The 13535-nt window shown below is 64.0% G+C and carries 13 protein-coding genes; 8 read left to right on the top strand and 5 right to left on the bottom strand.

The window, feature by feature from the left end; all coding sequences use genetic code 11:
* Positions 1 to 5: 5 nt before the first annotated feature.
* Both FJ948_RS03835 and serB read right to left on the bottom strand, forming a co-directional pair.
* Positions 6 to 578, bottom strand: a complete 573-nt coding sequence (locus FJ948_RS03835) for a GNAT family N-acetyltransferase (RefSeq protein ID WP_140701839.1) — start codon at positions 576 to 578, stop codon at positions 6 to 8.
* Positions 575 to 1462 carry a phosphoserine phosphatase SerB gene (serB, locus tag FJ948_RS03830; RefSeq protein ID WP_140701838.1) on the bottom strand — a complete coding sequence of 296 codons (888 nt, stop codon included), beginning with the start codon at positions 1460 to 1462 and terminating at the stop codon, positions 575 to 577. The genes FJ948_RS03835 and serB overlap by 4 nt, the downstream gene beginning before the upstream one ends.
* Here serB and miaA point away from each other — a divergent pair.
* Entirely contained in the window at positions 1452 to 2417 is a 966-nt protein-coding gene (gene miaA, locus FJ948_RS03825; protein WP_140702247.1) for a tRNA (adenosine(37)-N6)-dimethylallyltransferase MiaA, read from the top strand. The two genes, serB and miaA, sit on opposite strands and share 11 nt — an antisense overlap.
* Before the next feature lie 105 nt (positions 2418 to 2522).
* The gene (locus FJ948_RS03820; RefSeq protein WP_140701837.1) at positions 2523 to 3317 is read left to right on the top strand and encodes a GGDEF domain-containing protein; all 795 of its coding nucleotides are present in this window, start codon (positions 2523 to 2525) and stop codon (positions 3315 to 3317) included.
* Positions 3318 to 3568: 251 nt separating this feature from the next.
* Here the strand turns inward: FJ948_RS03820 and FJ948_RS03815 are convergent, their stop codons facing one another.
* Complete coding sequence (locus FJ948_RS03815; protein WP_140701836.1) at positions 3569 to 5401, bottom strand: ATP-binding protein; 1833 nt, start codon at positions 5399 to 5401, stop codon at positions 3569 to 3571.
* A gap of 153 nt (positions 5402 to 5554) precedes the next feature.
* On the opposite strand from FJ948_RS03815, the gene FJ948_RS03810 reads away from it, so the two are divergent.
* The 3 genes from FJ948_RS03810 to FJ948_RS03800 are packed head-to-tail and all read left to right on the top strand — an operon-like array spanning position 5555 to position 7005.
* The gene (locus FJ948_RS03810) at positions 5555 to 6118 is read left to right on the top strand and encodes an XRE family transcriptional regulator (RefSeq protein ID WP_140701835.1); all 564 of its coding nucleotides are present in this window, start codon (positions 5555 to 5557) and stop codon (positions 6116 to 6118) included.
* Between the two features lie 4 nt (positions 6119 to 6122).
* Positions 6123 to 6431 (top strand): hypothetical protein, encoded by a 309-nt coding sequence (locus tag FJ948_RS03805; RefSeq protein WP_140701834.1) that lies wholly within the window; start codon positions 6123 to 6125, stop codon positions 6429 to 6431.
* Positions 6432 to 6474: 43 nt separating this feature from the next.
* Positions 6475 to 7005 (top strand): N-acetyltransferase, encoded by a 531-nt coding sequence (locus FJ948_RS03800; RefSeq protein ID WP_140701833.1) that lies wholly within the window; start codon positions 6475 to 6477, stop codon positions 7003 to 7005.
* A 6-nt stretch (positions 7006 to 7011) separates the two neighbouring features.
* On the opposite strand, the gene FJ948_RS03795 is transcribed toward FJ948_RS03800, so the two are convergent.
* Complete coding sequence (locus FJ948_RS03795) at positions 7012 to 7899, bottom strand: LysR family transcriptional regulator (protein ID WP_140701832.1); 888 nt, start codon at positions 7897 to 7899, stop codon at positions 7012 to 7014.
* Between the two features lie 117 nt (positions 7900 to 8016).
* On the opposite strand from FJ948_RS03795, the gene FJ948_RS03790 reads away from it, so the two are divergent.
* The 3 genes from FJ948_RS03790 to FJ948_RS03780 all read left to right on the top strand — a co-directional run bounded on the left by FJ948_RS03790 (position 8017) and on the right by FJ948_RS03780 (position 11615).
* On the top strand, positions 8017 to 9168 hold the full coding sequence (locus tag FJ948_RS03790) for a gamma-butyrobetaine dioxygenase (protein WP_140701831.1): 1152 nt from the start codon (positions 8017 to 8019) through the stop codon (positions 9166 to 9168).
* Positions 9165 to 9749 (top strand): HD domain-containing protein, encoded by a 585-nt coding sequence (locus tag FJ948_RS03785; protein WP_140701830.1) that lies wholly within the window; start codon positions 9165 to 9167, stop codon positions 9747 to 9749. Before FJ948_RS03790 ends, FJ948_RS03785 begins: the two co-directional genes overlap by 4 nt.
* A 720-nt stretch (positions 9750 to 10469) precedes the next feature.
* Positions 10470 to 11615, top strand: a complete 1146-nt coding sequence (locus FJ948_RS03780; RefSeq protein ID WP_140701829.1) for a PcfJ domain-containing protein — start codon at positions 10470 to 10472, stop codon at positions 11613 to 11615.
* A gap of 77 nt (positions 11616 to 11692) precedes the next feature.
* Here FJ948_RS03780 and FJ948_RS03775 read toward each other — a convergent pair whose 3' ends face one another.
* Positions 11693 to 13501 (bottom strand): NAD(P)/FAD-dependent oxidoreductase, encoded by a 1809-nt coding sequence (locus FJ948_RS03775; RefSeq protein WP_140701828.1) that lies wholly within the window; start codon positions 13499 to 13501, stop codon positions 11693 to 11695.
* Between the last annotated feature and the right edge of the window lie 34 nt (positions 13502 to 13535).

Raw genomic sequence — 13535 nt, 5'->3', positions numbered from 1 at the left:
GGCGGCTAACGGGCCGCCCTCTTTCTTGCCTGCCAGTCTTGGCGAGACAGCCGGTAGAATACATGCCGCTTGAGCGCGGGATGGCTGTCGGGAATGCCGGGATGATCGAAATCGGCGGATGGATCGGCGCTCATGCCCAGGCGCCGCATGACCGCTGTCGAGTGGTCGTTGTTGGCGACCGCGAAGGAGACGATCTCGTCGAGCCCCAGCGTTTCGAAGCCGTGAGTGAGCCATGCCTCGGCGGCCTCGGTGACGTAACCCTTGCCCCAGAATTCAGGCGCCAGCCGCCAGCCGATCTCGATCATGCTGGCCGGCAGGAAGTCGAGGTGGTCGGTTCCGGTTATGCCGACAAAGCCGATGCATTCGCCAGTGGCGGCGACCTCGACCGCGGTGAAGCCGATGCCGTCGCGATCGATGGCGGCGCGCAATTCGTCCATCTTGGCATCCGCCGTCGCCCGATCGCGGCGAAACGGGAAGAACTCCATCACGCGTTCGTCGGAATTGATGCGGTGGAACAATCCGCGGTCGCGATCCTCCCAATTGCGCAGGATAAGGCGTTCGGTACGGAGTGGTTTCATTGCACGAAGTCTTCCTGGCGGTAGCCCTGCAGATAGAGCAATGCGGTCAGGTCGCCATGGTCGATGCGAACCCTGGCCTGTGCCGCCACCGTCGGTTTGGCGTGCAGCGCGACACCGGTGCCGGCGAGGCGGATCATGTCGAGATCGTTGGCGCCGTCGCCGACGGCGATGGCATCGGCCGGCGTCAGGCCAAGACGCGCCGAGATTTCGAGCAATGCATCGGCCTTGGCGGCGCGGCCGAGGATCGGCTCGCCGACCAGTCCCGTGAAGCGTCCGTCCTGTTCGAGCAGGCGGTTGGCGCGGTTCTCCTGAAAGCCGAGCATGGCGGCGATGCGCGTGGTGAACACCTCGAAGCCGCCCGAGACGAGCGCCGTCCAGGCGCCGTCGGCGCGCATGGTCTGGACGAGCGCGCGGCCGCCCGAGGCCAATGTCAACCTGTTGGCGACGATACGGTCGACCACGGCCGCGTCGAGCCCTTTCAGCAATGCCACGCGCTCGCGCAGCGCCGGCTCGAAGGCGATCTCGCCATTCATCGACCGCGCTGTGATCGAAGCGACGCGGTCCTTGACGCCGATCTCATCGGCCAGTTCGTCGATGCACTCCTGGTCGATCATGGTCGAATCCATGTCGGCGATGAGGATTTTCTTCCGCCTCGTTTCAGCCTGCTGGACGATGACGTCGACCGGCTCCGAGGCCAGTGCGGCGCGCAACGCGGCGGTCATGTCGGCGGCATCGGCCCCTTGCGGCAGGGCCAGATCGCAGGCAATGCCTTCGGCAAGCCAGACGACAGCGCTTGCGCCCACCGATCCTGAGGCCATATTCGCAAGCGACGGCGACAAAGCGCGGTCAATGGGACGGGACACAAGCGTGGCGATGAGCGGCATCGAGAATTCCGGCGCGGATGCGGACGAAGGCCGCGTGAAGAACGCGATCCTGATAGCCGGGCCGACCGCCAGCGGCAAGTCGGCGCTGGCGCTCGACCTGGCCGAACGCACAGGCGGCGTCATCGTCAACACCGATTCCATGCAGGGTTATTCGGTTCTCGACGTTCTGACCGCCAGGCCCGAGGCGGCCGACCTCGCACGAGCGCCGCATTTTCTCTACGGGCATGTCCATCCAGGCACCGCCTACTCGACCGGCGCCTGGCTGCGCGACGTCATGAAACTCATCGACGAGGGAACGCTCGCGCGGCGACCAATTTTCGTCGGCGGCACCGGCCTTTACTTTCGCGCCCTGGCCGAGGGCATTTCGGAAATGCCCGACATTCCGCAGCGGATTCGTGACCGCTGGCGCTATGAGTTGAAGGAGCACGGCGCGGTCAAGTTGCACGGCATCCTGCTGCGCGAGGATTCGAAAGTCGCCATGCAGCTGAAGCCGACCGACAGCCATCGCATCGTACGCGCGCTCGAAGTGCTTGACGCATCCGGCCGGTCGATCCTGGAATGGCAGGCCGAGCGCGGCCAGCCGCTCATCGACAGGCGGAGCGCGCATTTCCTGGTCATCGAGCCGGATCGGCCGGCGCTGGTCGGCCGTATCGAAAGGCGCTTCGACCAGATGCTGGACAAGGGCGCGCTGGAGGAAGTCGAGCAGCTTGCGGCCCTGCGTCTCGATCCGGACCTGCCGGCGATGAAGGCGATCGGGGTTCGTGAGCTGCAGGCCGCCATGGCGGGGCAATCGAGCTTTCCCGAAGCGATCGAACGCGCCAAGATCGCAACACGGCAATATGCCAAGCGGCAGGCGACGTGGTTTCGTCATCAGTTGGGGCCGGAATGGCGGAGATTGTGCCCCGGTGACGATTTCGAAACGACGATCCAAACACTTGTTGCTAATGCAACTTAAAAAGTTGACCCGGCGGTCAGGGTTCCCGCCGAAGTTGTCGGAATTAACGCTCCGTAAGTCCGTCCGTGCCATAAGGTCGTGGGGCACTTTTCCATCGGGGAGCAGATGCGTTTCCATAAGGCGGAATCCGCTTTTTTCGTCTTTATCTTCGTGATCCTGGCCGCGGGCCTGGTGACGCTGCACGCCTATGGACAACTACAATCCTTCTCCACGGAATTGCATACACCCTCGGGCCTGGACAAGGTCATCTACCTCAACAAGCTCCTGTTCGCGACCGGCGTACTGCTTGCCACCGCGCTGTTTTTCGGCATCTTCTTCATCTATCCGCTGATCCGCAGACAGGCGACGGAAGAAGGCAAGCTGCGCGCCATGACGGTTTCGCTCAGTGCCCGCTCCGAGACGTTCGAGCACGCCGCCCTGACCGACGGCCTGACCGGCATGCAGAACCGGCGTTATTTCGACGACGCGCTCAAGGAATATCTCGAGGAATTCCGGCGCATCGAGAAGCCGGTCGGGTTGATGATCCTCGACCTCGATCATTTCAAGCAGGTCAACGACACGCATGGCCACGATGTTGGCGACGAGGTGCTCAAGGCCGTCGCCAGCTGCCTCAAGGACATGACCCGCTATCATGACGTGGTGGCACGGCTGGGCGGTGAGGAGTTCGCCGTGGTCACGCCCAACATGGAGGCGGACCTTTTGGCCAAATTCGCCGAGCGCATCCGCAAGGCGATCGCCAACATGTCGATCCTCTCCGGCAACAATGTCCGGCTCAAGATCACCACCAGCGTCGGGCTTGCCGTCTGGGACCGCAAGGAAACGGCCGAGGAGTTCTACCGCCGGGCGGACCGCCAGCTCTATGAGGCGAAGAGGCAGGGCCGCAACCGCGTCTGCGCCTAAAATCCCGTCACTGAATTCGTGAGGCCGGCCGTCTGGCGCCGTTTTCTGCGCTTCCCCATTCTACTGCGTCGCAGTAGAACTGTGCTCACGGACTGAATGTCCGCTCCGCTCCGGTTCTCGAAACCGACGCCAGCCGATTCAGCCTGACGAATTCCCTGACGGGATTTACCCAAGCTTGCCGACGAACACGGGATGTGATCCGCTTGCGCGGATTATTGGAAATGTTCGCAGAGATTTGTAGCGCCCAGGTCTCAATCGTTCTGCGGACGCAGGCCGAAGGTGGCGGGTTTGAGGCCGTAGCGCGTATCGAAATCCTCGTCCGACTGCACGCGTGCACCCGATGGCGGCTTGCGGTAGTCGGGGTCGCCGGCCTGCCGGCCGGAATCGACCACCTCGGCGAAAGCCATCGCCTGCTGCGTCGGTTTCGGCACGTTGCGCAGCCGCTCGACGATCGCCACCAGATCGACGTCGCCGGTTTTCGACGTGACTTCTTCCTCGCGCTTGGCCGTGCCGGGCAATAGGTGAGCGGGCAGCCTTTCGAATTTCAGGCGCATGGTCGTCGCCACGCCTTCGCCGAAGGCGATCGCTTCGCGCTGGCCCATGGAGGACAGGAAAGCCAGCGTGGAAGCGGAAGAGTCGGCGATGGCCGAGCGGATGATCGCCTGGTCCTGCTCGTTGGCGAGCCGCATGGCGAAGAATGTCGAGCATTGCGACAGGATGGTTGGGTCGAGCTCGCCGGGACGCTGGGTGACGACGCCGAGATAGCAGCCATATTTTCTGCCTTCCTTGGCGATGCGCGACAGAGCGTGCCGGGTCGGCGCGAAGCCGAGGCGCGGGTCGGCGGGCATGTAGCGATGCGCTTCCTCGCATAAAAACAGGAGTTGCAGCTTGCCTTCGCTCCACAGAGCGAGGTCGAAGGCCAGACGCGCCAGCACCGAACAGACGGAATTGACCACCTCCGATGGCATGCCGGCCATCTCGAAGCAGGTCACCGGGCGGCCATGATGCGGGACACGGAAGATGTTGCCGATCGTCTCGTGGATGGTGTCCTCGATCAGGCGTGAATTGAACATGAAGCGGTAGCGGGGATCGGCGGCCGCCGATTCGATGCGCGTCTTCAGCGATTTGAGCGTCGGGCGGTCGGTCTTGCTTTCGAGCATGCCCATGCGCTCGTCGATCTGCTTGAGCAGGTCGGCGATGCGGTAAGGCACCGGCGTATCGGCGGTCAGCGCATCGTTGCCGCGCCTGAGGTAGGCGCCTGAATTGGGGTTGCGATAGAGGTTCTTGGCGAGCGGAATGAGGTCGCGAAGGGCGTCGATCTCTTCCGGCACCGTTTCGCGTCCGCGAAACAGCACTTCGGCGAATTCCTCCAGCGTGAACATCCAGAACGGCAGGTCGAGTGTCTTGGCATCGACCTTGACGCAATATTCGGGCAGCGAGGCCGCGAACTCGTTGTGCGGATCGAGGATCAGGATGCGCAGGTCGGGTCGCGCCGCGATCGACTTGCGCAGCAGCAGCGACACGGCGGTCGACTTGCCGACGCCGGTCGTGCCGACAATGGCGAAGTGGCGCGCCAGCGTATCGTCGATGGCGATGTTGGCGGCGATCGCCTCGTCCTGTGCCAGCGAGCCGATGGTGATCGAATGGCGGCCGGCCAGATCGTAGACGGCCTGCAGGTCGCGCGTGCGGATGCGGTGCGCGACGGCGCCGATATGCGGATAGGTGGTGATGCCGCGGTCGAAGATCGGCTTGGCGCCGGGTTCGGCACCGTCGCGCACTTCGCCGATCAGCTCGATGCTGACCTCGATGGCGTTCTGGCCCTCGTTGCTCCAGGCGCGATCCGACTTGCCGATCGCATAGACCAGGCCAACGGTGCGCGTTGTGCCCAGATTGATCGAGATCATCTTGCCGACCGTCCACAGGCCGGTGATTGCGCCGTCGTGATCGTCCGCGTAGGCGGCGATGGTGGCGCGCGCGCCGTCGCATTGCACGACGTTGCCGAGGATGCGCCTGTCGTTCTGCTCTGCGTTGCGGCGCTCCTGCGATATCGGTTCTCCGACGGAAGCTTCGCGTTCGACATACATGGACAGGCCAATCCCCATTTCCCTGGAGACGGAACCTACAGGAACGGGGTTAAGGTCGGATGAGGTCGGATGGTGTAGAGAGGATTAAGGCCCCGATGCAAATTGTGGCGAAATGGCTCTTCACGAGTCTTGTTGTTTCGCTATAATGGACGAATGGATGATATAGCGAACGATATTTCCTCGACCATCGGCAAGCGGATTCACACCGAAAGGACCGTGCGGGACTGGTCGTTGGCCGAACTCGCCGAACGGTCCGGCGTTTCCAAGGCAATGCTGAGCACCATCGAGCGCGGCATGACCAGCCCGACCGCAGCACTTCTGGTGCGCATCGCGGCGGCCTTCGGCATAACGCTGTCAACCCTCATCGCGCGTGCGGAATTGCAAGGCGGCGGGCTGCTGCGCGCGGCCGACCAGCCGGTGTGGCGTGACCCCGATACGGGCTATGTCAGACAGCATCTGTCGCCGGCGAGCGAGATGCCGCTCGAACTGATCAAGGTCCACCTGCCGGCGGGCGCCAAGGTCAGCTTGCCCGCGGCGTCCTACGCTTTCATCAAGCAGCAGATCTGGCTGATCTCGGGAAAACTCGAATTCACCGAAGGTGATCAGGTGCACAAGCTCGAACCCGGCGACTGCCTGGCGCTGGGCGCGCCTTCGGATTGCATCTTCCACGCGCTGGAGCCGGGCGCCGACTATCTCGTCGCGCTGGTCAGGGGCTGACATCATGGCGAACTGGCCAAAGCGCTCCCACAATGGGGGGCCGCCTCTTGATGACTACAAGGGGCCGCCATGGGGCAAGGGCGATCCTTACATCTTCCTGGCCTGGCAGGCAGCACACGCCAAGGCGTGGAAGGCGCCGAGCCGCGAGGTGATGCTGATGCGCATGGACAGGGCGGAACGGCTGGGCCTGACCTATGAGGAATACACGCTCGAAATCCTCGAGCGCGGTCGGCATCTCAGGGACGAAGACACCGAGCGTATCAGCGCCATCAAGGCCGCGCGCAAGCGACGCCGGGTGCGCCATCTCGACTGACGCCGGCGCCACCGACTTATCATTCATTTCCGGAGGACCAGCTATGAATGCCATCGAAATCGGGCCCTTGGCCGCCAGCACGGGAACCCTGGCAGTCCTAGCCGATCTGCTGGTCGAAACGGTTGCCGCCGGCGGATCGGTCAGCTTCATGCATCCGCTGGCGCTGGAGGCGGCAAGCGCGTTCTGGGAGAAGTCCCTGACCTCGGCGGCAAAAGGCGAAAGAATGGTGCTCGGGGCCTGGGACGGTAAAGCCCTGGTCGGTACTGTCACCTTGTTGCTCGATTGCCCGCCCAACCAGCCGCACCGGGCCGAGATCGCCAAGCTGATGACGTCGGTCGAATACCGGGGCCGGGGTGTCGGGACGCGCCTGATGCGGGCCGCCGAGCGTCTGGCGGCGGAAAAGGGTCGCACGCTGCTGGTTCTGGACACGGCGACGGAGGAGGGGGCTTCAGGACTTTACGAGACGCTTGGCTTCACCCTGGCCGGCGAGATACCGGATTATGCGCTGAAGCCGCATGGCGGGCTGACGGGCACGCTGATCTACTGGAAGCGTATCGGCACAGCCTTGCGCTAGCACCAGTCAGGCCCAGGCCTTTCCGGCAAGACGCCTGAGCAGCCAGTGGCGGAAATCCTGCTCGGCGCTGGTCAGCCGCGCGGATGACGGCCTGGTCAGAAAATGCCCTGACGTGCTGGAGAGTTCAAAATCGGAAAGCCGGACCAGCGCCCTGCTGTCAAGCGCCGCGTCGACCAGGGGGCGCGATCCCAGAAGCACACCGGCGCCGGCGCTCGCCGCCCCCATCGCGGCGACGAAACTGTCGAAGCGATGCGACCGCTGCGCATGGCCGGCCAATCCGGCCGCCGCGAACCATTCCGCCCACATCTCGCGCGCGCCGGCCACGAGCAGCAGCGGCAGCGAGGTCCAGTCGGCGGCGTCGGCCAAAACCGGGCTTGCCACCGGCACGAGCCGTTCGGTGGTCAGCCTCTCGGCCTCGCGTCCGGGAAAGGATCCGTTTCCGAACCGGATGTCGAGCGCCGAGCCCGGCAGATCGTAATCCGTGGGGCGATGGATCGTCACCAGATCGACCTGGATGCGCGGCAACGCCTCGGCGAGATCGGGCAGCGCCGGCACCAGCGCCAGCAGGGCAAACGAGATCGGCACCCGGATCGAGACGGTCTGGACGGCGCGCGGTTCGAACAGTTCCGCGGTGCTGCTGCCAATGGTGGCGAAGGCCGACTGGATGTGGGGCAGGTAGGCCGCACCCTCCGGCGACAGCGCGACGCCGCGCGCCAGCCGCGAGAACAGCCGCGTCTTCAGCCGCTCCTCGAGCAGCCGGATGTGCTGGCTGACCGCCGCCTGGGTCAGGCCGAGTTCGGCCGCCGCAGCCGTGAAATTCGACAACCGCGCCGCTGCTTCGAAACTGCGCAGCCAGTCGAGCGGGGGCAAGGTGGGTATGGTTCGTCGAGTCATTAGTAAATCGATGTCATTGGCTAAAAAATGATAATTTGAATTATGCCTTTCGTGCGGTCAACATGCAATCGAAACCACGGCACGAACCGTGGGCAACAAGGCGACAGGACGGATTTCATGCTCACCCATGCGCTGGTTGGCGACGAAGGCAGAACGATCGAACTTGGCTGGCAGGACGGGAGGCGCACCCGCTTTCACGCGATATGGCTGCGCGACAATGCGCTCGACGACAAGACGCGCAGTGCCGGTAACGGCCAGCGGCTGATCACCATCCTCGACGTTCCGGCGGATACCAGGATCGACGCGGCCTCGATCAAGGGCGATGCCCTCGAGGTCCGCTTCATTCCGGAAGGCAAGACGGTCAGCTTTCCCGCGCAATGGCTGAGCGCCAATGCCTATGATCGTGACATGGCGCGCCAAGCCGGCTGGACCGGTGACGAGATTGCGCGCTGGACCAAGGCGACGATGCAGAATTCGGTGCCGCGTGCCGGCTATGCAGCCGCCAGCCACGACCGCAACGTCCTGCGCCAATGGCTGTCTTCGGTTCGGGCCTATGGCTTTGCGGTGATGGACGGCTTGCCGACCGAATCCGGCGCGCTGTGCAAAGTGTCCGACCTGTTCGGTTACATCAGGGAGACCAATTACGGCCGCTGGTTCGAAGTACGCGCCGAGGTCAATCCCAGCAATCTCGCCTACACCAATCTCGGCCTGCAGGCGCATACCGACAATCCCTATCGCGATCCGGTGCCGACGCTGCAGATCCTGGCCTGCATCGAGAACACGGTGGAGGGCGGTGAATCCAGCGTCGTCGACGGTTTTGCCGTCGCCGCCGCCTTGCAGGCCGAAAACCCCGAAGGTTTCCGGCTGTTGAGTTCCTGTCCGGCACGCTTCGAATATGCCGGTTCATCCGGCGTTCGGCTGCACGCGAAGCGGCCGATGATCGAACTCGGGCCGGATGGCGAACTCATCTGCATCCGCTTCAACAACCGTTCGCTGGCGCCTGTCGTCGATGTGCCGTTCGCCGATATGGGCGCCTACTATGCCGCCTATCGTCGGTTCGCCGAACTGATCGAGGCCCCGTCCTTCGAAGTGACCTTCAAGCTGGAAGCAGGGCAGGCCTTCATCGTCGACAACACCCGCGTCATGCATGCCCGCAAGGCGTTTTCCGGCACCGGCAAGCGCTGGCTGCAGGGATGCTACGCCGACAAGGACGGCCTCCTGTCGACGCTCGCGGCGATCGAACACGGCTTCAAGGAGGCAGCGGAATGAGCGGCCAGGATTTGAACGCGGACAATATCGTCGAGTTCATCGCCGACATCTTCGAGCGCCGTGGCGCCGAATCCTATCTCGGGGAGCCGGTGACCATGTCCGAACACATGCTGCAAGGGGCGTGGCTGGCGGAGCAGGATGGCGCGCCAGAAGTGCTGGTGGCCGCCGCTCTGCTGCACGATATCGGCCATTACACCAGCGAGTTCGGCACCTATTCGCCCGACGATGTCGAGGACAAGCATCACGACGAGGCCGGTGGCGAGGTGCTGGCGCCGTTCTTCCCGCCGGTCGTCGTCGAATGCGTCCGGCTGCATGTCGCCGCCAAGCGCTATCTCTGCGCCACCGACCCGACCTATTTCTCCAGGCTGTCGCCGGCTTCGGTTCATACCTTGTCCCTGCAGGGCGGACCTATGAGTGCCGACGAGGTGGCCAAATTCCGCGAGAACCCGTTCCACGAGGAAGCGGTGCGGGTTCGCATCTGGGATGAGGGCGGCAAGGTGGCCAATATGGAGACGCGGGCGTTTCGCGACTACGTGCCGCTGCTGCAGCGTGTCGTGCACGACTTCGCCAATCGGCCTTGACGCAACCAACCACCGAGGGGACAACTCATGTGTTTCTGCTTCGACGGCGAAGAAGCGGTGGCCGCATACCGGCCGGAGGCTTGCCGCGAGAGATTGGCCGGCGCGGACATTTTCGCGCCATCGCCGGTCACCCCAGGCAGTGAGCCGCATGACCTTGCCGCTGCCACTTTTCTCCATGTCGTGAAAGCCGACCAGGCCCGCCGTCTTGTCGATGCCTCTATTTCCAGATATTAGCCGCGCCCAACCTGCGGCCAGAGCTGCCGCGGATAGCGACCACACGCATGATGGAGGCGAAGATGAGATCTTGTTCACCCATTTCGCGCCTGCACGGCGGTCGAACCGGCTGATCCGCGCCTTAGCGGATTTCTAATTTTCCCACGATCCGGCAACCGTCTGGCCGCGACGCGCGCAGCTAATTCCATGCGCGACATCGGCGTCACCCCATGTCACTGACGCGGTGGGAGCAGAGAAGCTCTCGGCCGACGCTGGCGGCCGCCTGAAACCTTGAGATGCGTCTTTGCAACACCTCACCACGCCGTTGGAAACATTGAAGGAATGGCTCTTGCTCCGACATTGATAGAAGCCTAGAGAGCCCGCCCAGTCCAACCCCGTCGTCCCCAAAGGAGACCCGTCAAATGTCACGCCAACCCAGATCGACACAGTCCGTGCCGGCGCTGGAAGAGCGTGCGGTTGACAGGGTTCCAATTGGGAAGAACGGCCATGGCCAGGTCCATGATCCAGCGCAGGCACGAGGCCGAGCGCGAACGTACTGAAGCATATGATGCAACGCTGCGGCGGGTTTGCGCCATGCCGCGTCCCGCTCCGGATTTCGAGCGGGCGCTTGACGAGGTGCGCCGGGGCTTTGCCGGCGTGGCGATCCGCGATGGCGGGCTGTGGCGTCCGAAGCTGAAGACGCGCGACCCCGCGCGCCTGCGACTGGCCGCTGCTCGTCATCTCTATGCGCGCTACCCTGTCTCGGCCGCGCTCGAGGCCATCTGGCAGGATGGCTCGGGGCTCAATGCCGACGAGATCGCGCTGCGCAAGGCCTGGTATGTCGCGGTCGCGCGCGGCGACTCGCTCTACAAGGCGGGCGCCAATGCGTGGCTCTCGCGCAAGGAGGTGCATTGCTTCCTGAACCTGTCGGGCGACTTCACCTTCGAGGAGGCGTTCTGGGTGGCGATCATTCGGTCCTGCACGGATGATCTCGGCCTGGCGGCACGGCTTGCCCGCACGAAGATCGCGCGCACGCCGCGCGCCGATCTGGCCTTCTGGCGTGAGGTGGCGCGTTTCTTCTGCGCACAGCCCACGTCGAGGGAGGAGGTCGACGATCTCTGCGATTATGTCGGCGCCATGCACCGGCGCGATGCGGCCTACAGCCTGAAGGGCCGCACGCTCGGCTCGCTGCGCCGGCAGATGTCGGAATGGCACCGCGACATTGCCGCGATCGAGCGTATCGAGGCCATGCGCCGCCGCGCCGCCGGCCGGGCTTCGCCGACAAAGGATGGTGCCTGGGATGGCTCGCGGCTCGAGGATTGGGAGTGGCAGCCTTCGGCCAAGGAAGCGAAAGCCCATGGCGAGCGCTTCTTCGTTCGCCAGTTGCGGACGGCCGAGGACCTGGTCGCGGAGTCGAGGGCGATGCATCACTGCGTGTCGACCTATGCGGCCAAATGCATCGCCGGCAACGCCTCGATCTGGGTGCTGCGGCGTACGGCACTCGGCAAGATCGAGCGGTTGCTGACGATCGAACTCGATTCGCAGAACCGTGCCGTGCAGGTGCGCGGTTTCTCCAACCGCGTCGCCTTGCCCGATGAGCGCAAGGTCATAGAGCGCTGGGCCAAGGCGAGGGGCGTGATGCTGAGGAACTGACACCAAGGCCCCGCGCGGCGGATATGCCGCGCGGGGCCTTGGTGATAAGGAAGCAGGGGTGCTCCCAGGGATGCCGGCTAAGCCTTGTGATGGACCTGCTGCAGCCCGTAGACCGGGGTCGGCAATCCGACCTGCCGGGCCTTCAGCTGCAGCGCCAGATACTGCGAATAGTGGCGCGACTGGTGGAGGTTGCCGCCGTGGAACCACAGCGCCTCTTGCTGGGTCGGCTTCCACATGTTGCGCTGCTCGCCTTCCCAGGGGCCGGGGTCCTTGGCGGTGTCGGAGCCAAGACCCCAGACCTTGCCGACCTTGTCCGCCACCTCCTGCGAGATGAGGTCCGCCGCCCAGCCATTCATCGAGCCGTAGCCGGTGGCGTAGATCACCAGATCTGCCGGTAACTCGCTTCCATCGACGAATTTGACACCGGTTTGCGTCAGCTCCTCCACCGCCGCGCCCGGTCCGCTCTTGAGCTTGATCGAGCCGTCGATGACGAGGTCGCAGGCGCCGACATCGATGTAGTATCCCGAACCACGGCGAAGATACTTCATGAACAGGCCCGATTCGTCATCGCCCCAGTCGAGCAGGAAGCCGGCCTTTTCCAGATCCGCGTAGAACTTGGCGTCGCGTTCCTTCATCTGCTGGTAAAGCGGGATCTGGAATTCGTGCAGGATGCGGTAGGGCAGGGAGGCGAAGATGAGGTCGGCCTTGCGTGTCGTCATGCCGTTCTCGACCGCCTGCTCGGAATAGAGCGAGCCCAGCCCGATATCCATCAGCGTGTCGGACTTGACGATGTGCGTGGAGGAACGCTGCACCATGGTGACGTCCGCGCCTGCCTCCCACAGAGCCGCGCAGATGTCGTGGGCGGAGTTGTTGGAACCGATGACCACGACCTTCTTGCCGCGGTATTTGTCCGGGCCGGGATGGGTCGAGGAATGCTGCTGCTCGCCCTTGAAGATGTCCTGGCCCTTGTATTTCGGCCAGTTCGCCTTGCCGGACATGCCGGTGGCCAGTACCAACTGCCTGGGCCTAAGCACGATCTCTTCGCCGTCGCGTTCGACCACGACGGTCCATTCCCCGGCCTTCTCGTCATATTTCGCGGATTTCGCCGAGGTGGAGGACCAGTAGTTCAGCTCCATCACCTTCGTGTACATCTCGAGCCAGTCGCCGATCTTGTCCTTCGGCGCGAAGACCGGCCAGTTCTTGGGGAAGTCGATATAGGGCAGATGGTCGTACCAGACCGGATCGTGCAGGCAGAGCGACTTGTAGCGCTTGCGCCAGGAATCGCCGGGACGCTCGTTCTTCTCGATGATGATAGCCGACACGCCAAGCTGGCGCAGGCGCGCGCCGAGCGCAATGCCGCCCTGGCCGCCGCCGATGATCACGACATAAGGTTGCTTGCCGCGGCCAAGCTCGGCGAGTTCGTCGTCACGCTCCTCGCGCCAGGATTTCCTGTCCTTGCCATGGCCATGCTTGGCGCCGAGCGGACGGGTGAAGCCGGCTTTCTCCTCATGGCCCTTGAGTTCGGCCATGGTGGTGAGCAAGGTCCAGATCAGCTCGCCCTTGAACCGCACCAGGCCGAAGCCGCGCGCCACCTTGGTCTCGAAGGTGATCCAGGCGGTGGTGACGCCATCAGCCTCGGTCGCTTCCTCGCCCTGCGCCACCTTCCAGTCGCTCGGCCCGGTCTCGGCCAGCGTCGCCTTCAGCATGTCGCGGACCTGGTCCTGGCCCTCCATCGTTCTCAGGTTCCAGGTGAAGGTGACGAGGTCGCGCCAGTAGCAATCCGCCTGGAAGCAATTGGCCGCCGCATCGATGTCGCCGGTCTCCAGCGCCTTGCCGAACTTGTCGAGCAGCGCCTGCGCCTTCGTGGTGGGTGTTCTTTCGAGCATGGTTTCTCCTCCGGTTGTCGGGTTCATGGCTCCT

This window comes from Mesorhizobium sp. B2-3-12 (assembly GCF_006442205.1).
In the GTDB taxonomy this organism is placed as follows: domain Bacteria; phylum Pseudomonadota; class Alphaproteobacteria; order Rhizobiales; family Rhizobiaceae; genus Mesorhizobium.
Note: the sequence above shows the minus strand (reverse complement) of the source record. Positions and strands in the feature narration are given on the sequence as shown.